The organism is Streptomyces sp. NPDC041814 (assembly GCF_055590565.1).
In genome coordinates this window covers 18479-38140 of record NZ_JBVJAM010000018.1, presented here as the reverse complement: position 1 = coordinate 38140, position 19662 = coordinate 18479, and the positions used below count along the sequence as shown (strand labels likewise).

Annotated in this window: 16 protein-coding genes; 6 read left to right on the top strand and 10 right to left on the bottom strand. The window is 73.2% G+C overall.

The window, feature by feature from the left end; genetic code table 11:
- Positions 1–89: 89 nt before the first annotated feature.
- The 3 genes from ACZ6C6_RS33020 to ACZ6C6_RS33010 are packed head-to-tail and all read left to right on the top strand — an operon-like array spanning position 90 to position 4299.
- Positions 90–1730, top strand: coding sequence for an OPT/YSL family transporter (locus tag ACZ6C6_RS33020; RefSeq protein ID WP_469208262.1), 1641 nt, complete (start codon positions 90–92; stop codon positions 1728–1730).
- Between the two features lie 57 nt (positions 1731–1787).
- Positions 1788–2852, top strand: coding sequence for an S-methyl thiohydantoin desulfurase domain-containing protein (locus ACZ6C6_RS33015; RefSeq protein ID WP_469208261.1), 1065 nt, complete (start codon positions 1788–1790; stop codon positions 2850–2852).
- On the top strand, positions 2845–4299 hold the full coding sequence (locus ACZ6C6_RS33010; RefSeq protein ID WP_469208260.1) for a M20/M25/M40 family metallo-hydrolase: 1455 nt from the start codon (positions 2845–2847) through the stop codon (positions 4297–4299). Before ACZ6C6_RS33015 ends, ACZ6C6_RS33010 begins: the two co-directional genes overlap by 8 nt.
- Before the next feature lie 7 nt (positions 4300–4306).
- Here ACZ6C6_RS33010 and ACZ6C6_RS33005 read toward each other — a convergent pair whose 3' ends face one another.
- The 6 genes from ACZ6C6_RS33005 to ACZ6C6_RS32980 all read right to left on the bottom strand — a co-directional run bounded on the left by ACZ6C6_RS33005 (position 4307) and on the right by ACZ6C6_RS32980 (position 10932).
- Positions 4307–4906 carry a class F sortase gene (locus tag ACZ6C6_RS33005; RefSeq protein ID WP_469208259.1) on the bottom strand — a complete coding sequence of 200 codons (600 nt, stop codon included), beginning with the start codon at positions 4904–4906 and terminating at the stop codon, positions 4307–4309.
- A gap of 49 nt (positions 4907–4955) precedes the next feature.
- The gene (locus tag ACZ6C6_RS33000; protein WP_469208258.1) at positions 4956–5624 is read right to left on the bottom strand and encodes a hypothetical protein; all 669 of its coding nucleotides are present in this window, start codon (positions 5622–5624) and stop codon (positions 4956–4958) included.
- Between the two features lie 206 nt (positions 5625–5830).
- On the bottom strand, positions 5831–6700 hold the full coding sequence (locus tag ACZ6C6_RS32995) for an ABC transporter ATP-binding protein (RefSeq protein WP_469208257.1): 870 nt from the start codon (positions 6698–6700) through the stop codon (positions 5831–5833).
- Entirely contained in the window at positions 6697–8430 is a 1734-nt protein-coding gene (locus ACZ6C6_RS32990; protein WP_469208256.1) for a dipeptide/oligopeptide/nickel ABC transporter permease/ATP-binding protein, read from the bottom strand. The genes ACZ6C6_RS32995 and ACZ6C6_RS32990 overlap by 4 nt, the downstream gene beginning before the upstream one ends.
- Entirely contained in the window at positions 8427–9368 is a 942-nt protein-coding gene (locus tag ACZ6C6_RS32985; protein WP_469208254.1) for an ABC transporter permease, read from the bottom strand. The genes ACZ6C6_RS32990 and ACZ6C6_RS32985 overlap by 4 nt, the downstream gene beginning before the upstream one ends.
- A 28-nt stretch (positions 9369–9396) precedes the next feature.
- The gene (locus ACZ6C6_RS32980) at positions 9397–10932 is read right to left on the bottom strand and encodes an ABC transporter substrate-binding protein (protein WP_469208252.1); all 1536 of its coding nucleotides are present in this window, start codon (positions 10930–10932) and stop codon (positions 9397–9399) included.
- 156 nt (positions 10933–11088) lie between these two features.
- On the opposite strand from ACZ6C6_RS32980, the gene ACZ6C6_RS32975 reads away from it, so the two are divergent.
- Positions 11089–11721 carry a TetR/AcrR family transcriptional regulator gene (locus ACZ6C6_RS32975; RefSeq protein WP_469208251.1) on the top strand — a complete coding sequence of 211 codons (633 nt, stop codon included), beginning with the start codon at positions 11089–11091 and terminating at the stop codon, positions 11719–11721.
- Positions 11722–11725: 4 nt separating this feature from the next.
- Here the strand turns inward: ACZ6C6_RS32975 and ACZ6C6_RS32970 are convergent, their stop codons facing one another.
- Positions 11726–12643 (bottom strand): SGNH/GDSL hydrolase family protein, encoded by a 918-nt coding sequence (locus ACZ6C6_RS32970; protein WP_469208249.1) that lies wholly within the window; start codon positions 12641–12643, stop codon positions 11726–11728.
- A 306-nt stretch (positions 12644–12949) separates the two neighbouring features.
- On the opposite strand from ACZ6C6_RS32970, the gene ACZ6C6_RS32965 reads away from it, so the two are divergent.
- Positions 12950–15238 carry a glycoside hydrolase family 3 C-terminal domain-containing protein gene (locus tag ACZ6C6_RS32965; protein ID WP_469208247.1) on the top strand — a complete coding sequence of 763 codons (2289 nt, stop codon included), beginning with the start codon at positions 12950–12952 and terminating at the stop codon, positions 15236–15238.
- 64 nt (positions 15239–15302) lie between these two features.
- Here ACZ6C6_RS32965 and ACZ6C6_RS32960 read toward each other — a convergent pair whose 3' ends face one another.
- Both ACZ6C6_RS32960 and ACZ6C6_RS32955 read right to left on the bottom strand, forming a co-directional pair.
- The gene (locus tag ACZ6C6_RS32960; protein WP_469208245.1) at positions 15303–15890 is read right to left on the bottom strand and encodes a TetR/AcrR family transcriptional regulator; all 588 of its coding nucleotides are present in this window, start codon (positions 15888–15890) and stop codon (positions 15303–15305) included.
- A gap of 10 nt (positions 15891–15900) precedes the next feature.
- Positions 15901–17196, bottom strand: a complete 1296-nt coding sequence (locus ACZ6C6_RS32955; RefSeq protein WP_469208243.1) for a glycoside hydrolase family 1 protein — start codon at positions 17194–17196, stop codon at positions 15901–15903.
- A gap of 218 nt (positions 17197–17414) precedes the next feature.
- Between ACZ6C6_RS32955 and ACZ6C6_RS32950 the strand changes: the two genes are divergently transcribed.
- Complete coding sequence (locus ACZ6C6_RS32950; protein ID WP_469208241.1) at positions 17415–18971, top strand: family 20 glycosylhydrolase; 1557 nt, start codon at positions 17415–17417, stop codon at positions 18969–18971.
- 7 nt (positions 18972–18978) lie between these two features.
- Here ACZ6C6_RS32950 and ACZ6C6_RS32945 read toward each other — a convergent pair whose 3' ends face one another.
- Positions 18979–19653 (bottom strand): ArsR/SmtB family transcription factor, encoded by a 675-nt coding sequence (locus ACZ6C6_RS32945; protein ID WP_469208239.1) that lies wholly within the window; start codon positions 19651–19653, stop codon positions 18979–18981.
- Positions 19654–19662 lie beyond the last annotated feature (9 nt).

The following is a 19662-nucleotide window of genomic DNA, read 5'->3' as shown; positions in this document are numbered from 1 at the left end:
CAGCACATCCAGATATTCACACACAGTTCCATATTTTGGAACTCCTGGAGTGGCGGACACGCCGCCCCGCACGGAAGCACCGGAGATCCATGAGCACCGACGCGACGAACCGGGCCGTCACCGACGCCCCGCACACCGCGGCCGACGGAGCGCGTCATCCCCGCGCCCTCGCGCCCGGCAATCTGATCCTCACCGTGGTTCTCAGCGTGTTCGGCGCGGTCGTCGGTGTGCAGCTGCTGGCCACGCTCGGCGTCACGCCCAGCACCTCGCTGATCGGCGCGCTCGCCGCGATGACACTGGCCCGGGTGCCGCTCGTCGCCTTCCGCGGCTTCCGCTCGGTCCACGCGCAGAACCTGGCGCAGACGAGCATCTCGTCGGCCACCTTCGGCGCCGCGAACAGCCTGTTCCTGCCGATCGGCATCCCGTTCCTGTTCGGGATGGACGACATGATCGTCCCGATGCTGGTGGGCGTCTCGGTCGCGATGCTGGTCGACGCCTGGCTGCTGTACCGGATGTACGACACCCCGGCCTTCCCCGCGAAGAACCCGTGGCCGCTGGGGCTCGCCGCCGCCGAGGCGATCAGGGCGGGCGACCAGGGCGGGCGGCGCGCCCGGGTGCTCGGGCTGGGTCTGGTGACCGGCCTGGTGGGCGCGGTGTTCTCGCTGCCGATGTCGGCGTTCGGCGTGGCCCTGATCGGCGGCTTCGGCGCCATGGCCGCGTTCGGCGTCGGCCTGCTGTTCACGCAGTACGCGGACCCGCTGTTCGGCCTCGACCTGAACGCGATGTACCTGCCGCACGGGATGATGATCGGCGCCGGTCTCGTCGCCCTCGTCCAGGTCGGCCGGACCATCCTCGGCGCCCGGCGGACGAACGCGGCGCGGGCCGGTTCGGCCGGTGCGCCCGAGGGCGCGGAGGAGGGCGCGCGCCGGCTGGGGCGCTCGATGCGACTGGGCCTCGGCGCCTACCTCGCGATCTCCGTCCTGCTCGCCTTCGGGACCGGCGCGGCCACGCACATGAGCCCGGGCATGCTGATCGGCTTCCTGGTCTACGCGTCCGTCGCGGCGTTCCTGCACGAGCTGCTGGTCGGCATCGCGTCCATGCACTCCGGCTGGTTCCCGGCCTTCGCCATCGCGCTGATCACTCTCCTGCTCGGCATCCTCATCGGCTTCCCGCCGGAGGCGCTGGTGGTGCTCTCCGGCTTCACCGCGGCAACCGGTCCGGCCTTCGCGGACATGGGTTACGACCTGAAGACCGGCTACCTGCTGCGCGGCGAGAACGCCGACCCGGCCTTCGAGCTGGAGGGCCGCCGCCAGCAGCTGATCGCCGCGATGATCGGCTTCGGCGTCGCGATCGTCGTCGTCCTCGTCTCGTACCGGATGTTCTTCGACAACGGGCAGACCGCCCCGATCGACGCCGCGTACGTCGCCGCGATCAAGGCGGGCCCCTCCGTCGAGACCGCGAAGCACCTCGCGCTGTGGGCGATCCCGGGCGCGATCGTGCAGCTCGTCGGCGGATCGAAGCGGCAGCTCGGCATCCTCCTCGCGACCGGGCTGCTGATCACGACCCCGATGGCCGGCTGGATGGTCGCCGCCGGTATCGCCGCCCGCGTCCTCGCTCCGCGCCTGCTCGGCCGGGACGTCAAGGGCGACCTGGAGGTCTTCGCCGGCGGTGCGATCGCCGGGGACGCCCTCTACTCCTTCGGTAACGGCGTGTTCAAGGCCGCCAAGTAGCCGGACCCCACTCCATCGACCCGTACCACCCGCACAAGCACCACCCTGGGAGAACCCGTGAAGCGACAGCTGACCCATGACGACATCCGCGCGGCCGTGTACGGCGGTGCCGTACTCGGCGGAGGCGGCGGCGGGTTCGTGGAGCGGGGCCTGCGCACCGCCGAACTGGCCCTTCAGGTCGGCACGCCCGAGCTGTGGAGCGCCGACGAGTTCGCGGACGGCGATCTGACCGCGACCGTGGCCCTGGTCGGTGCTCCCGCCGCACCCGACCCGCAGGTGCTGCCGACGCACCTGGTGCGTGCGCTGGAACTGCTGCGCCGCGAGCTGCCGGGCGACCTGGTCGCGCTGCACACGAACGAGAACGGCGCGGAGACCACCATCAACGGCTGGTTCCACTCCGCGCTCACCGGCCTGCCCGTCATCGACCTGGCGTGCAACGGCCGCGCCCACCCCTCCAGCCAGATGGGCGCGATGGGCCTGCACCGCCGGGAGGGCTACCGGTCCAGCCAGGGGTACGCGGGCGGCAAGCCGCACGCCTATGTCGAGGGCGCCGTCTCCGGCCGTCTGGACGCGACGTCGAACGTGGTCCGGCGCGCGTCCGTGGAGGCGGGCGGCTGGGTGGGCGTGGCCCGCAACCCGGTCGAGGTCGGCTACGCCGTGCGCAACGGCGCCCCGGGCGCCATCGGCTTCGCGATCGAGCTGGGCCACCGCTTCCTGGCCGAAGGACCGGCCGGCGCGGCCCGGCATCTGGGCGGCGAGATCGCCGCGGCGGGGACGGTCCTGGGGTACCGCTGCGAGCAGCGCGAGGGCCTGGACGTGGGCGTCGCCGTCCTGGACGACGCCGCCCGTACCACCCTGCACTTCGTCAACGAGTACATGGCGCTCGACCTGGCCGGCGGACGCCGCGCCGCGTTCCCGGACCTGATCACGACGTTCGACGAGGCGGGGCAGCCGCTCGCCTCCGCCGACGTCGAGGTGGGGAAGCGGATCGAGGTCCTGGTCGCCCCGGCGGAGAACCTGCTGCTGTCCCCGACGATGTACATGCCCGAGGTCTACGCCCCCGTCGAGGCGCTGCTCGGCATCGAGTTCGCGCCCGCAGAGAACGCGCTCGCCCATGTCTGAGCCGTTCCGCGTCGACCCGGTCCCGGTACGGGAGTTCTGCGACGCGCAGTGGGAGACCGGGATCCTGCCGCTGGTGCGGGACCACATCCGGGTCCCTGCGGTCAGCCCCGCGTACGACCCGGAGTGGGAGGCCCGCGGGCACCTGGACCGGGCCGTCGACGCGGCGGCGGCCTGGCTGCGCGCGGTGCCGCTGCCCGGCCTGCGCACCGAGGTCCTGCGCGCCCCCGGCCGTACGCCCCTGATCTTCTTCGAGGTCCCCGGCGCGGGCACCCGGTCCGATGAGACCGTCCTCTTCTACGGCCACCTCGACAAGCAGCCCGAGGGCGAGGGCTGGACCGGGGGCCGCACCGCGTGGGAGCCGTCCTTCGACGGCACCCGGCTGTACGGGCGCGGCGGCGCCGACGACGGGTACGCGCTGCCCGCCTCGGTGACCGCGATCCGGGCCCTGGCCGAACAGGGCGCGGCCCGGCCCCGCTGCGTCGGGGTGTTCGAGGCCGGGGAGGAGTCCGGCAGCCCGGACCTGGACCACTGGTTCGGGTCACTGGCGGACCGGATCGGCGAGGTGGGCCTCGTGGTCTGCCTGGACTCAGGCGCGGGCGACTACGAACGGCTCTGGCTGGTCACGTCGTTGCGCGGGGCCTGCGGCGGCACGCTCGACGTGCGGGTCCTCGGCGACGGCGCGCACTCCGGGGACGCCGGAGGCGTGGTGCCGTCGTCGTTCCGGGTGCTGCGGCAGCTGCTCGACCGCGTCGAGGACGGGGCGACGGGCACGCTGCGCCCCGCCGTCCTGCACGGCGAGGTGCCTCCGGAGCGCCGGGACCAGACCCGGGCGGCGGCGGCCCTGCTCGGCGACCGGGTCAGGGAGCGCTTCGACTGGTACGGAGACACCTCGGCCGTGGCCGACGACCCCGGGGAGCTGCTGCTCAACCGGGCGTGGCGCCCCAGCCTGGAGGTCACCGGCGCCGACGGGCTGCCCCCGGTCGCCTCGGCCGGCAATGTGCTGCGCCCGCACACCCGGGTGAAGCTCGCGCTGCGGCTGCCGCCGACGGTGGACGGCGCCGCGGCGGTCGCCGAGCTGGGCAGGCTCCTGGAGGCGGACCCGCCGCACGGGGCGACGGTCCGCTTCACGCCCGACCGGGTCCTGGCCGACGGCTGGCACGCGCCCGCCGAGGAGCCGTGGCTGAGCGCGGCGCTCTCCGGGGCGAGCCGGGCCTGCTTCGACGGGGCGGACGTCGCCCGGATCGGGCAGGGCGGCACGATCCCGCTGATGGGGAAGCTGTCCCGGCAGTTCCCCGGGGCCCAGTTCCTGGCCTGCGGAGTCCTGGGCCCGGGGGCGAACGCCCACGGTCCGAACGAGTCGCTGCACGTGCCGTACGCACGGCGGCTGACCGCGAGCCTGTCCCTGACCCTGAACGCCTTCGCCGTACGGGAGCGGTGCGCCGGGTGAGGGGGCGTCATACTTTCTTCAGCGACGTGAGGTGGGCGAAGACGACGACGTTGGCCGCGTAGCCGTCCTTCTTGTTGAAGCGCCCGCCGCACGTCATCAGGCGGAGTTCCGGACGGCCGGTGCTGCCGTACACCTTGTCGTCGGGGAACTTGTCCTTGGTGTACGTCTCGACCGCGTCGACGGTGAAGACGGCTTTCTGCTTGTCGGCCCGCGTGACGGTGACCTTGTCGCCCTTGTGCAGGGCGTTGAGGTTGAGGAAGATCGCCGGTCCGGTCTCCGTGTCGCGGTGACCGACGATCAGCGAGGTGCCCTTCTCGCCGGGCGAGGGCCCGTCGCGGTACCAGCCCACCTCCCTGGGTCTGCTCATGGGCGGGGCCCCGAGGTGCCCCTTCTTGTCGAGTCCGAGGCCGGTGACCGGCGCCTCGATGAAGATCGCGGGCACCGCGACCTTCACCGGCCGCGACGGTGACAGGGGGGCGTGCGAGACCGGCCGGTCGCCGCCGCCCGCGGCGTCGTTGCCGTGGGCGGCGGCGACCGGATCGTCGGACGAGTCGGAACTCGCCCAGACGATGCCGGTCACCAGCGAGGAGGTCACGCTCAATGTCATCGTGAGACGACACGCCCGGCTCGGGCCCCGTCGGCGTCTTCTGCGCGGGCTATGCCTCGTTGCGGGCACGGCGGCGTGCGGCTCGGCGGACCATGATCAGCCCGGCGGCTCCGACGGCGCCGGCCGCCAGCGCGGCGGTGGCCCCGACGTTCGAGTCGCTCTCGGAGCTGACGCCCTCCATGTCCGGGACGCCGCCGCCACCGGCGGGGACGCCGCCGGACGGCTGCTCGTAACCCGCCTCGGAGCCCGAGGCGGCGGAACCGCGCTCGGCGCTGCCGCTCGACCCGTTGTTACCGGCCGGCTTGGTGCAGTTGACCTTGAACGCCTTGTTCTTCGGGCCGGACGGAACGATCCACACCAGCTGGTACGTGCCCTCGGGGAGCAGGTACTCCTGGCTGCGGGCCGAGCCGTTCACCAGCGGAAGGGTGCTGGCGAGGGTGTCCCCCGGGGGAACGGTCGGGGGCTGCGCGGTGATGGTCCACGGCACGGCCGGCATGTCGCCGAAGTTGCTGGCCTGGAGGACGAACTTGCAGACCTCGTTGCCGTCGCCGCCGCGCGCCGCCCAGCCGCCGGGGCGGATGTCGATGTCACCGCTGTCGCCGGGGGCGGCGAAGGCGGCGGACGCCCCGCCCAGCGTGGCGGCGGCGGCCGCGGCCACGGCGGCCGCGACGGTGCCCGCGCGGACGCTGCGGGCACGGACAGAAGCGGAAATGCGCATGCTGAACTCCTTTGAGCCGGGATGATTGTCGTACTGATCAATCGATCGACCTAAGAGATGCCATGGCACGCGGGATAAATGCCGTGTAACACACTGAAAAGTGCGACAAGTACCCTGAGTAGCCGATAGCGGTCCGCCCCGAAGAGCCCCCGGGCACGCGGAACGGGGCGCCCGGTGGGCGCCCCGCTCGTCCGTGTCGTCGCAGGTCAGTCCAGCCCGCCCGCCGCCGCGGCCGCCGCGCGCCGCCTGCGCTGCCCGGCCACGTCCGCCACCGGTGAGGCCAGCAGGAGTGTGCGCGTGTAGGCGTGGCGCGGCTCGGAGGTGACCGACGCGGCGTCGCCCGTCTCCACGATCTCGCCCCGGTGGATGACCGACACCCGGTGGCTCATGAAGCGGACGACCGCCAGGTCGTGGGAGACGAAGAGATACGCGACCCCCGTCTCCTCCTGGATCTCCAGGAGGAGGTCGAGCACCGTGCGCTGGGTCGTCAGGTCCAGCGCGGACACCGGTTCGTCGCAGATGACCAGCCGGGGCCGCAGGGCCAGCGCCCGGGCGATCGCGACCCGCTGGCGCTGTCCCCCGGAGAACTCCCGGGGCAGCCTCCCCGCCGCGTCGGACGGCAGATGGACGCGGTCCAGCAGCGCGGCGACCCTCCCCCGGGCCTCCCGCGCCGCCGTGCCCTGCCCGATCAGCGGCTCGGCGAGGGTGTCCCCGATGGTGCGCGACGGGTTCAGGGAGGTGTACGGGTCCTGGAAGATCACCTGGAGGTCGCGGCTGAGGGCCCTGCGGCGCCGGGGCGCGGCGTGCTCGACGCGCTCGCCGTCGAAGGTGATGGTGCCGGACCGCACCGGGACGAGCCCGAGGACCGCGCGCCCGATGGTGGACTTGCCGGAGCCGGACTCGCCGACCAGGCCCAGGGTCTCCCCGGGCCGGACGGTGAGGCCGACGCCTTTGAGGACTTCGGTCTCCGGGGCCCGCCGCCCCTTGCCGGGGAAGGATACCCGCAGGTCCCGCACGGCGAGCAGGGCGTCCTCCTCGGCGGCGGCGTCGGGCGCGACGGCGTCTGGGGTCTTCATGCGGTGACGGTCCTTGCTTCTCGGGGCTGCCAGGGGGCGCGGGCGGGTGCGTCGTCCAGGACGGCGGCGAGCAGGGTGCGGGTGTACGGGTCCCGGGGCGCGCCGAGGATCTGTTCGGTGGTCCCGGTCTCCACGACGCGCCCGGCGTTCATCACGGCCACCCGGTCGCAGAGGTCGGCGACGACCCCGAGGTTGTGGGTCACCAGGAGGACGCCGAGGCCGCGTTCGTCCCGCAGGCGGCGCAGCAGGGCGAGCACTTCGGCCTGCACGCGTACGTCGAGCGCGGTGGTGGGCTCGTCGGCGATGAGGAGGTCGGGATCGCAGGACATGGCTCCGGCGATCAGGACGCGCTGGGCCATGCCGCCGGAGATCTCGTGCGGGTAGAGGCGCAGGGTGCGGTCCGGGTCGCGGATCTCGACCAGGCGCAGCAACTCGCGCGCCCTTTCGACGGCTTCCTTGCGCCCGAGCCCGAGGTGGTGGCGTACGGGCTCCATCAGCTGGCTGCCGATGGTGAAGGCGGGGTCGAGGTTGCTCATGGGTTCCTGCGGCACGTACGCGAGGGTGCGGCCGCGCAGCGCGCGGTGGTCGCGTTCCCGCATGCCCACCGTCTCCCGGCCGTTGACCGTGACGCTGCCGCGCGTGACGCGTCCGCCCTCGGGCAGGAGGCCCAGGACCGAGAAGGCCGTCTGGGTCTTCCCGGAGCCGGACTCCCCGACCAGGCCGACGATTTCGCCGGGGCGCACATCGAGGTCGATGCCGTGCACGACCTCCTTGTCGGTGCTGTCGGGCCGGGCGTAGGCGACGGTGAGGCCGCGCACGGAGAGCAGTTCGGCGCGCGGGGCGGTGGACTCCACGGACTCGGCGGGGGCGGCGGGCCCGGTCCGCCGGCGGCGGGCGGGCCGGGGCGCCCGGTCCTCCAGGGCGTCGCGCAGGGCTCCGGCGAGCAGGACGAGCGCGCAGTTGGTGAGGCCGAGCGCGAGTCCGGGCCAGAGGATGAGCCGGGGCGCGCGCTGGATGTTCTGGAACGCCTCGTTGAGCATCGCGCCCCAGGTCGCGGACGATCCGCTGCCGACGCCGAGGAATTCCAGGCCGGCCTGGAGGGCGATCGCGATGCCGGCGACCAGGGCGGTCTGGATGATGATGGGGCCGCGTACGACGGTCAGGACGTGCCGGGCGACGATGCGCGTGTCGGAGAGTCCGGAGACCTTCGCGGCGTCCACGTACAGCTCGCCCCGGACGTTGGCGACGATGCCGCGCACCAGGCGGAAGAAGCTGGGCGCCACCAGGACGCCGAGCACGATCATCAGGACCTTGACGTCCGGGCCGAGGATGGCGCGGGAGGCGAGCAGGACGACCATGGCGGGCAGGGCCATGACGAGGTTGACCGTCCAGTTGGCGACGGAGTCGAACCAGCCGCCCCGGTACCCGGCGAAGAGCCCCGACGGGACACCGAGCACCAGCGCGATGGCGAGGGCGAGCAGCGCGCCGCCCAGCGTGTTGCGGCCGCCGTACAGCACCCGGGCGAGGATGTCGCGTCCCGCCGAGTCCATGCCCAGGGGGTGTCCGCCGCTGGGACCGGCGAACGCCTCGCTGAGCGACGAGGCGCCCGGGTCCTGCGAGGCGATCACGGGGGCGAGGAGCACGGCCGCGACGATGAGCAGGAGCAGGAGGGCGGAGAACCCGCCGAGGGGGTTGCGCAGGACCCTGCGCAGGGTGCGGCCGGTACTCATGCGACCCTCGCCTTGGGGTTGAGCCAGCCGATCAGGATGTCGACCAGGAGGTTGATCAGGACGACGCCGACGACGGTGAGCATGACGAGCGCCATGATCACGGGGATGTCGCCGCGGGTGGTGTAGGTGACGGTCATGGAGCCGATGCCGGGGAGTCCGAAGATCTGTTCCACGAGGACGGCGCCGCCGAGCAGGCCGACGAACTGCATGCCGAGCACGGAGAGCGCGGGCGCCGAGGCGTTGCGCAGGACGTGCTTGAACACGATGCGGGACGCGGGCAGGCCGCGGGCGCGCAGGGTGCGTACGTAGTCCTGCCGGAGCGCGTCGATGACGGCGCCCCGCACCTGCTGCGAGACACCCGCGACGGACGCCACGGACAGCGAGAGCACGGGCAGGGTAATGGTGGACAGCCAGCCGCTGGGCGAGTCGGTGAACCCGGTGTAGCCGATGGCCGGGAACCAACGCAGCCGTACTGCGAGGACCAGCACCAGGACCAGGGTGAGCAGGAACCCCGGCAGGGCGTACCCCACCACGCCCAGCACCTGCACGAAGCGGTCGGCGGCGCCGCGCCGCACTCCGGCCCACACGCCCAGCAGGAAGGCGAGGACCGTGGTGACGGCGGTGACGCCGAGCATCAGGCTCGCCGTGACGGGGAGGCGGTTGCCGACGGCCCGGCCCACGTCCTCACTCGTGAACCAGGAGGTGCCGAGGTCGCCCCGGACGGCGTGGGACAGCCAGGTCCCGTACTGCTGGAGCACCGGGTCGTCCAGGCCCAGCGACGCGTTCTTGGCGTCGATGGCGCTCTGGGACGCGCTCTCGCCGAGCAGTTGCCGGCCCACGTCGATGTGCGGGACGGACAGCAGCAGATAGGTGAGGAAGGAGATCACGACCAGGAGCAGGGCTCCGGAGGTGATCCTGCGGGCGATGAAGTTCAGCATGACACTCGGTATCCGTCGGCGCGGGGCGCTACTTGGCGGGCGCGTAGTTGTAGATCGAGGGGACGGCCATGCCGGACTGCGGCGCGATCTTCACGGTGCCGTCCGAGACGTGCAGGTAGCTCATCCGGTAGAAGGGGACGAACCACGCGTCCTCGACCAGGTGCTGGTTCAGCTCGCGGGCGGCCGACTCCGCCTCGGCCTCGCTGCCGGCCTTGAGGGCGGGCAGCAGCTTCCGCGTGACCTTGTCCGTGGTGCCGAACATGTTGAACGCGCCCGGGGTGACCAGCTCGTCGGCCGCCGCCCAGTCCGAGGTGGACTGGCCCATGTTCATGACCATGCCGGAGTACTGGCGGTCCTTGAACACCTTCTGCACGGCCGAGGCGCCGTCGAGGGTGTCCCAGACGAGCTTCACGCCGATGGCCTTGAAGTCGGACTGGAGCGAGGCGGCGAGCGCGTCGTTGACGATCGCCGTGATCCTCGGCAGCTTCAGCGTGAAGCCGTTTCCGTAACCGGCCTGCTTGAGCAGGGACTTGGCCTTGGCCGGGTCGTGCGCGTAGTAGCCGTCCAGCTTCTTGTCGTACGCCTGGGTCTCGGGCCCGAAGACCTGCGAGGTGGTCCGGCCGCGGTTCTGTCGGATGCGGTCCAGCATGGTGTCGCGGTCGACGGCGTAGTTGAGCGCCTGGCGCACGCGGGGGTCGCGCAGGGCCGGGGTGATCTTGCCGTCGCGGTCGAAGAGCAGCAGCCCCTGGAAGTCGAACTCCTGCTTCTCCGTCGTGACCTCGGGGTCGGATTCGATGGCGATCTGCTGGTCGGCGGTCTGGAGGAGCGCCGCGTTGATCTGCCCGGTCTTGAGGCCGTTGGTGATGGCGGTCTCGTTGTCGAAGAAGCTGATGCTGATGTTCTTGTACGGAAGTTCGTCGCCCCAGTAGTCGGCGTTGCGGGTGTACGACCACTTGGTGCCGACGGTGGTCCGCGCCTTGTCGAGGCGGTACGGGCCGGTGCCGTCCGGTGTGGTCCTGAGGCTGTCGCCCTTCGCGAACTGCTGGGGGTTGGCCATCAGACCGGGTGCGTCGCTGAGGTAGAACTCCATGGCCGGGTTGGGCTGCTTGAGCTTGAGCGTGACGTGGGTGGCGTCGGTGACGTCGACGGCCTCCAGGTCGTTCAGCCACTTCGCGGAGGCACCGCCGCCCTTCTGGAAGCGCTCCAGGTTCGCCTTGACCGCCGCGCCGTCGAAGGCGGTGCCGTCGGCGAACTTCACGTCCTTGCGCAGGGTCAGGGCGAGCGCGGTGTGCTTCTTGTCGTACGTCCACTCCGTCGCGAGCATCGGGCTGAAGGTGCCGTCGGGTTCGCGCTTGATGAGGGTGTCGTACACCGCCTGGAAGTACGGCAGGCCGCTGCCGGTGGCGACAGCGGGGTCCAGGCTCTGCGGGAGGGTCATCGTCGCGATGTTCAGCGTGGACGATCCGGCACCCGCGGCGCCGCCGTTGTCGCCGGCGCATCCGGCGAGGGTGAGCGAGGCCGCGACGCAGGCGGCAGCCGTCGCGGTTCGGGCAGTTCTGCTCATGTCTTTCGCTCCGTCTGGAGAGCCGGGGGCACCGCCCCGGCGAAGATTGCCGGTGAGCCTACACACGGAATTAACCACTTGGTAGGTTTTTGCTGGGTGGAATGAACCAGCCGGTAAGTTCCGCTGGACGACACTCGATCGCGGCAGGAGACCGAAGTGACCGACCCCGCTCTTGAGGCGCCCCGACGACGGTCGAAGGGCGAGCGCACCCGCGCCCGCATCCTGGACTCCGCGGCCGAGCTGTTCGCCCGCTCCGGCTTCCTCGCGGTCTCGCTGCGGGACATCGCCGCCCATGCCGGGCTCACTCACGCGGGGGTGCTGCACCACTTCCCCGGCAAGGACGCGCTGCTCCTGGACGTACTGAGCCGCCGGGACGAACTGGACGCGCGCCGCCTCTTCCCCGGCGTCCTCGACCCGGGCGAACCGGAGCCGGAGGCCGCCGAGCGGCTGCGCCTGCTGCTCGACGTGGTCGAGCGCAACGCCCGTACGCCGGGCCTGGTCGCGCTGTACGCGAAGCTGTCGGCGGAGGCGTCCGATCCGGGCCACCCCGCCCACCTCTACTTCGTACGGCGCTACGAGGTCCTGCGCCGCGAGCTGACCGGCCTGCTGGCGGAGCTGTTCGCGGCGGCGGGCGTCCACGAGGATCCGGCGGCCGTGGCGCAGCAGCTGCTGGCCCTGCTGGACGGGCTCCAGACGCAGTGGCTCCTCGATCCGGACGCGGTCGACATGGCGGAGCAGGTCCGCGCCTTCCTCCGCCGCTGCGGTGTGGCGACGGAGGGGCGCGGCTGAGGCGTCAGTGGCCGAGGGCGGCGAGGACGGCATCGGCCGTGCTCCGGTGTCCGGCGGCGTTCGGGTGGAAGCCGGCACCCTCTGCCGAGTCGGCCGGTTCGATCCAGCGCACCCCCGCGGCCCGGCAGGCGTCGTGCCCGACGGACGGGCCGTAGCTGTCGACGTAACCCGCGCCGCGCGTCCCGGCCCGCTGCGCCATCATCGCGTCGAGCTGCTTCTCCTTGTCCCGGACCCAGCCGAAGTCGCCTTCGGCGAGCGGGATCGTGGCGCGGCAGGAGCTGCCGTCGTCGGGCAGCAGCGCCGGGTAGCCGACGACGAGGATCCGGGCCTGCGGCGAGCGGGCGCGGATCGCGTCGAGCACCGCGTCGAGCTTGGGCGCGGTGGCGTTGATGCGGGAGCCGATCTCGTCGGTGCCGAACAGGGTGAAGCTGCCCTTGCAGGGCGACCCGTGCGGCGCGAGGTAGCCGACGAGGACGCACCGGGTGATGACCCCGGCCAGGTCCAGGTCGTTGCCGCCGACTCCGAGGGTGACCAGGGTGGTGTCGGGGCGCAGCGCGTCGAGCTGCGGCGCCACCGCGTCCTGCGGTCCCGCCATGTGTGTGGTGTCGGCCCCGGCGCAGGTGACGTCGGTGAACGACGCGGCGCCCACCGCCGCAGCCACGAGCGAGGGGTAGTTGCGGTCCGAGCGCCCGCAGACGGTGTCGGTCTGCTGCGGGATGCCGAGCCCGGAGCTGTACGAGTCGCCGAGCGCCACGTAGCGGACGGGCTCGCCGGACGCCGGGGCGGCCGGGGCGGCGGCGCCGGGCGAGGCGGCGCCCGCGAGCAGCGCGACGGCCGCCGCCGCCGCGAGGGCCAGGCGCGGAACGCGGGAGCGCCCCGCCTCTCGGAGCGCGGGGGTGGTCGACCGACCGGATACCGACATGACCGTTCCTCGATTCAGGGGAGAGCGGAGCCGACGGGACGGACGGCAGCAGCAGGGAGCTCATCGGAGCGGACCGCCCGAGCTCGAAAACCGTACGATGATCGGTTTCTGGCCGTCAAGGGCCGCGCCCGAAATGGAATCCGGCCGCTCGAAGGGTCCCCGCACGCCGCGCGCGGGGACCCTTGACACCGAAAACCGATCACCATACGTTTTTGGGTCGCATGCCGTCTTGCCCCGGTTCGCTCCGCCGGACGGCTCCTCGCCCCGGCACCCCGCCCCCCTCACGGAAGCCCGACAGGTGTTCGTATGACTCAGCGATCCACCCCTCGCCCCTCCCCCGCCACCGCCCTGCCGCTCGCCGAGAAGGCCGCCCTGACCAGCGGTTCCGGGGACTTCGTGAGCGAGGGGTCCGAGGCGGCGGGGCTGCCCGCCGTCAAGATGTCCGACGGCCCGCACGGGCTGCGGCTGCCCCGGGAGAGCGGCGACGGCGGCCAGCTCGACCTGCACAGCGCGGCGCCCGCCACCTGCTTCCCGCCCGCCGTCGCCCTCGGCAGCAGCTGGAATCCGGAGCTGGCCGAGGAGGTCGCCGCCGCCATCGCGGCCGAGGCCGTGGCGCACGGCGTCCACGTGGTGCTCGGGCCGGGCATCAACATCAAGCGCTCACCGCTGTGCGGCCGGAACTTCGAGTACTTCTCCGAGGACCCGCTGGTCTCCTCGGAGCTGGGCGGCGCGATGGTGCGCGGGCTCCAGAAGGCCGGGGTCGGGGCGTCGCTCAAGCACTACGCGGCCAACAACCAGGAGACCGACCGGATGCGGGTGAGCGCCGACATCGACGAGCGCCCGCTGCGCGAGATCTATCTGCGCGCCTTCGAACGCGTTGTCCGCCGCGATCGCCCCTGGTCCGTCATGGCCTCCTACAACGGCGTCAACGGCGTGCCCGTCGCGCAGCACACCCGTCTGCTCACCAAGATCCTGCGCGACGAGTGGGACTTCGACGGGATCGTCGTCTCCGACTGGGGCGCGGTACGCGACCGGGTCGCCGCCCTCCGCGCCGGTCTCGACCTCCAGATGCCGGGCCCCGGCGGGCACACGGACCGCGAAGTGGCCGCCGCCGTGGAGTCCGGCGCGCTGGACGAGGCGGTGCTCGACCGGACCGTCGAACGGCTCGCCCTCTTCGCCGACCGCGCGACCGGCGGGACCGGGGCGCCCGGAACCTTCGACGCGGACGCCTCGCACCGCGTCGCCGGGCGGGCCGCCGACCAGTGCGTGGTGCTCCTGAAGAACGACGACGCGCTGCTGCCGCTGGACCCGGCGCGCGGCAGCCTCGCGGTCATCGGCGAGTTCGCCCGTACGCCCCGTTTCCAGGGCGCGGGCAGCTCGCAGGTCACGCCGACCCGGCTCGACGTCCCGCTGGACTGCCTGCGCGAGCTGGCCACGGGCGCGGACGTGCGGTTCGCCGCCGGGTACGCGCTGCCGGGCGCGGAGGACGGTCCGGCGGACGCCGAACTGGCCGACGAGGCGGTGCGGCTGGCGGAGTCGGCGGACACGGCGGTGCTGTTCCTCGGCCTGCCCGCGCAGGACGAGTCCGAGGGCTTCGACCGCGACCATCTGGACCTGCCCGCCGCCCAGACCGAGCTGCTGCGGCGGGTCCTGGACGTCAGCCCGCGCACGGTCGTGGTGCTGTCCAACGGCGGTGTCGTCCGCACCGCGCCCTGGCAGGACCGGGTGCCGGCGCTCGTGGAGGCGTGGCTGCTCGGCCAGGCGGGCGGCGGCGCGCTCGCCCGCGTCCTGTTCGGCGCGGTCAACCCGTCCGGGAAGCTGACGGAGACCGTCCCGCTGCGCCTTGAGGACTCCCCGAGCCACCTCTCGTTCCCCGGCGAGGAGGGCAGGGCCCGGTACGGCGAGGGGATCTTCGTCGGATACCGGGGATACGACGCGCAGCGCCGGGAGGTCGCGTTCCCGTTCGGTCACGGCCTGTCGTACACGACGTTCGGCTACGAGGACCTGACCGTACGGGAGGACGGGGACGCCTTCCACGTCACGCTGACCGTCACCAACACCGGTGCGGTGGCCGGGCGCGAGGTCGTCCAGCTCTACGTGGCCGGGCCCGAGGGTTCACGCGTCCTGCGGCCGGTGCGCGAACTGCGCGGCTTCGCCTCGGTGTCCCTGGAGCCGGGCGCGAGTGCCGGGGTGGCGGTGCGGGTGGCGCGGCAGGATCTGGCGTACTTCAGCGAGCGGGAGGGCGGCTGGAAGGTCGAGGGCGGACGCTACCGCTTCGAGGCCGGCGCCTCCTCGCGCGACATCCGCGCCTCGGTCGGGCACGACATCGGGGGCGACCCCTCGGGCCTGCGGCTGACCGGCCGCAACACCCTCGCCGAGTGGTTCGAGCACCCGGTGGGCGGCCCGCTGCTGATGGAGGCGTTCGCGAAGTCCCGTACGGACGAGTCCGCGGGCGCGCTCGCCGATCCCATGATGCTGCGGTTCCTCGCCGGGGTGCCGCTCGACGTGATCTGCGAGTTCCCGCAGAGCCCGCTGTCCCCCGAGAGCCTGCCCGCCCTCGCGGACGAGGTGGAGGCGCGCACGGCGGCGCGCTGACCGTACGGGACACGCGAGGAGGAGGGGCGGCGCCACACGGCGCCGCCCCTCCTCGTTCCGCGGTTCAGGGGCCTTCGGGCGCCGGACGCGGATCCAGAATGGAGAGCAGGTCCTCGATGGGCTGCTCCATGTCCGTGGAGCGGTCGATCAGCCATTGCAGCTGGATGCCGTCGGCCACGGCGACCAGGAGCACGGCCAGCCGCTCCGGCGGGACCGCCGAGCTGATCCGTCCTTCCGCGACCCCCTCCCGGACGAAGTCCGCGACACGTTCGCGCACCACCGGGTAGCGCTCGGCGAAGTGGGCGTGGGCGGGGTGGGCCGGGTCGCTGGCGGCGGCCGCCAGCGAGACGAAGAGCTCGACCAGGCCGGGGGTCTTGGCGCCCTCCCGGATGATCTCGCGGTAGCCGTACGGATCGGCGCGCTCCACCTGCCGGGCCCGCGCGGTCTCGTCACGCATCCGCAGGACCTGGGTGAGCAGGTCCTCCTTGGAGTCGAAGTAGTGCATCAGACCGGGCAGGCTGAGGCTGCACTTCGCCGCCACCTTGCGCAGGGAGGTACCCCGGTACCCCTCGGCGGCAAAGATCTCCAGTGCCGCGTGCAGGATCTCGCTGCGCTTTGCCTCGCCCTTCTCGTACGGGCCCCGTTTCGCCATGCCGGTCACCCTAACGGGAGGAAGGTGCGGTCACCGACCCGAGCGGGGCTCCGGCGGGCAGCCGCCGCTCCCGGGAGAGGGCGCCCAGCCAGCGCGCCGAGTCCTTGGGCGTCCGGGCGAAGGTGTCCCGGTCGACCGCGATCAGCCCGAACGTCGGCCGGTAGCTCCCCCACTCGTAGTTGTCGAGGGCGCTCCAGTGCAGATAGCCGCGTACGTCGACGCCGTCGGCCATCGCCCCGGCGAGGCTCGCCAGGGCGCGGGCGGTGTAGGCGATGCGGCGCTCGTCGTCGTCGGTGGCGATGCCGTTCTCGGTGACCAGGACCGGGACGTGCGGGCCGACGACCTCCGCCGTGTGCCGCACCGCTTCGCCGAGCGCCTCGGGGTAGAACTCCCAGCCGGTGAGCGTCAGTTCGGCGCCCGGGGGCGGGGGGAGGGTGCCGTCGGGGCCGATGCGGTGGCGGGTGTACGCCTGGACGCCGATCCAGTCGTCCTCGCGGGCGGCCTCCAGGAAGACGTCCTCGCGGGGCCGTGCGTGGGCGGTCGCGGCCGATTCGCAGCCGGGCTCCGCCTGGTAGACCTGGTTGGCGACGGTCCAGCCGACCCGGACGCCGGGCACGGCCTCCTTCAGCGCGGCGGTGGCGGCCCGGTGGGCGCGGATGAGGGCCCGGGTCACTTCGGAGTCCGGGGCGAAGGAGGCCGGGTCGACGGCGGCTGCCCCGGCCTCGCGGGCGGCGTTCGCCCCGTGCGCGACGCTCCCCCAGCCGTGCTCGGCCGCGTGCCGCTTGAGGGCGTACATCAGGGCCATGATGTTGGGCTCGTTGATGGTGGCGACATGGCGGACGCCCTCGCGCAGGATGGCCCCGCAGCTGCGCGCGTAGGCGGCGAACAGTTCGTCCGCGCCGGGGGCCGTCCAGCCGCCGAGGTCGCTGAACCACCGGGGCGAGGTGAAGTGGTGGAGGGTCACGACCGGGGTCAGCCCGCGTTCCAGCGCGCCGCGCACCATGGCCCGGTAGTGCTCGACGGCGGCGCGTGAGATCCGGCCGCGCTCGGGCTCGACGCGCGCCCACTCGATGCTGAACCGGTAGGAGTCGAAGCCGAGTTCGCGCAGCAGGTCCATGTCCTCGGGCCACCGGTGGAAGCTGTCGGCCGCGTCCCCGCTGGGCTCCTGGACGAAGCTCTCGGGGTGGTTCTCCAGGGTCCACCAGTCGCTGGAGACGTTGTTGCCCTCGACTTGGTGGGCCGAGGTCGAGGCCCCCATGAGGAAGCCTTCCGGCAGGGCGAAACCGGGTCCGGCCTCATGCACCATCGGGTTCTCCTTTCGCCCGGAGGCGGGCCGTTCGCCCCCTCCGCAAAAAGCGTTCATTGATCGGTTTTCGTGTTAGCGTACAGGTGGCAGCGGTACGGGAGAAGAGGCGGCCGGTCCGGTCCCGCTCCGGCACCGAATGCCCGGGGGGCCGGACCCGACGGAACCCGACGCCGCCGCTCCGGCCCCCGGCCCACGCCCCGCGCCTCAGGGAGAAGCCCGTGAACGCCGTCATTCCGCACCCCGACGCCCGACCGTCCTCGCCCGCCGGCGCACTGCCCGCGGCCGGCCCCTGGCACATACGGGCGACCGACCCGGCACTGGCGGAGGTGGCGGAGACCGTACGGGCGCTGCTCGCCCCGCACCTGCCGGACGCGCCCGGCACGCCGCTTCGTGAACTGGTGCTCGGACTGGACGAGTCGGTGTCGGAACCGCCCCTCGGCGTCTCCCCGGACGGGGCCGCCCAGCCGGTGGACGAGGGCTACCGGCTCCGGGTGGACGCCGACGGCATCACCTGCCGCGGCCGCACCCCGGCCGGGGTGTTCCGGGGCGCGACCACGGCCCTCCAGCTCATCGCCACGGGTCGACTCCCGCACCAGGAACTGACCGACGCCCCGCGCTACGCCTGGCGCGGGCTCATGGTCGACCCGGCCCGCAGCTTCCTCACGCCGGACGAGGTGCGCCGGATCATCGACCTCGCCGCGCTCTACAAGCTCAACGTCCTGCACCTGCACCTCACCGACAACGAGGGCTGGCGCGTCGAACTCCCCGGCACCCCGGCGCTGACGCCCCCGGGCACGGAGTACTACACGGCGGCCGAGTACCGGGAGCTTCAGGAGTACGCGGCCCGGCGGTTCGTCACCGTCGTCCCGGAGATCGACCTGCCGGGCCACTGCGCGACGCTCCGGGCCGCCGTGCCCGGCCTCCCCCCGGCCCCCGCCCCGGCCGGGCTCGCCGACCGCTTCCCGTTCGTGCCCCCGCTCGACCTGACCGACGCGGCGACCCGCGCCGCCGTCGCCCGCGTCCTCACCGAGGTCTGCGCGCTGACGACCGGCCCCTACGTGCACATCGGCGCCGACGAGGCGTTCGGCGCGACCCCGGAGAGCTTCGACGCCTCCGTACGCGCACTGCGCGCGCTCGTCCGCGACCTGGGCAAGCGCCCGGTGGCCTGGCAGGAGTCCTCACGCGCCGGGATCGGCCCCGAGGACATCGCGCAGTACTGGGTGGACGTGGCGATGATGGACCTCCCGGACACGGCGGAGGAACTGGCCGCCCGCCCCGAACTCGTCGCCTCCGGGCGGACCATGGAGATCATCACGGCCCTGAAGACCTTCTTCGCCCCCACCGACGACGACCTCCGCCGCACCGTCGAGGGCGGCGGCCGCGTGCTGCTCTCCCCGCAGTCGCACCTCTACCTGGACCGCCGGTACGCGACGGAGTTCGCCCCGCCCGAGCAGTCCGCCGAGGCCGCCCGGCTCGGCTTCGACGGCTACCGCCCGCTGGGTGTCCGGCACACGGCCGCCTGGGACCCGGGCGCCTGCCCGGTCCCGGACGCGAACGTGGCGGGCGTGGAGGCCACGGTCTTCGCCGAGAGGTTCAGGGGCTTCGAGGACGTCTCCCTGCTCCTGCTGCCCCGGCTGGCCTCGGTCGCGGAGGCCGCGTGGTGCGGGCGCGCCCCGGAATGGGCCGAATACCGCGAGCGGCTGGCGCACCACGGCCGCCTCTGGGCCGACCGGGGCCTGCCCTACTTCGCCTCCACGGAGGTGGACTGGCGCTGAGGACGGCTCACACCTCCACCCCGAGCAGTTCCGCGAACGCCGCGCTTCCCTCCGGCGTCACCTTCACCGCCCGCCCCGAGCCGACGCGCCGGACCCACCCGCGGTCCAGGGACGCCGTGCACAGCGCCGCGCCCAGGGCGCCCGCGAGGTGCGAGCGGCGCTCGGTCCAGTCCAGGCAGGTGCGGACGAGAGGGCGCCGGGCCCCGGCGGGCTGCCGGAAGTCCAGGGTGTCGGCCAGCCAGCCGCGGCCCGCCGGGGTGACGGCGATCCCGGAGCCGGTGTCGACCAGGCCGCGCAAGGTCATCGCGTCCGCCAGGGCGACGCCGAGCCGGCCCGCCAGATGGTCGTAGCAGGTGCGCGCCCGGGCCTCGGCGTCCTGGCGGACCGAGGCGCGCAGGGTGCGCGGGCGGGGCGTGCCGGGTGCGTACGCGGCAAGCGCCTCGGTCAGCGCGGCCGCCTCGGGGCCCGCGAGCCGGACGTAGCGGTGCCGCCCCTGCCGCTCCTCGGCCAGCAGACCGCCTGCCACGAGGCGGGAGATCTGCTCGCTGGCGGTGGACGCGGTGACCCCCGCGTGCCGGGCCAGCTCACCGGACGTCCAGGCCCGCCCGTCGAGCAGCGCCTCGCAGAAGGCGGCGCGGGTGCGGTCGGCGAAGAGGGCGGCGGTCTCGGCGAGGGAGGACATGACTCCATG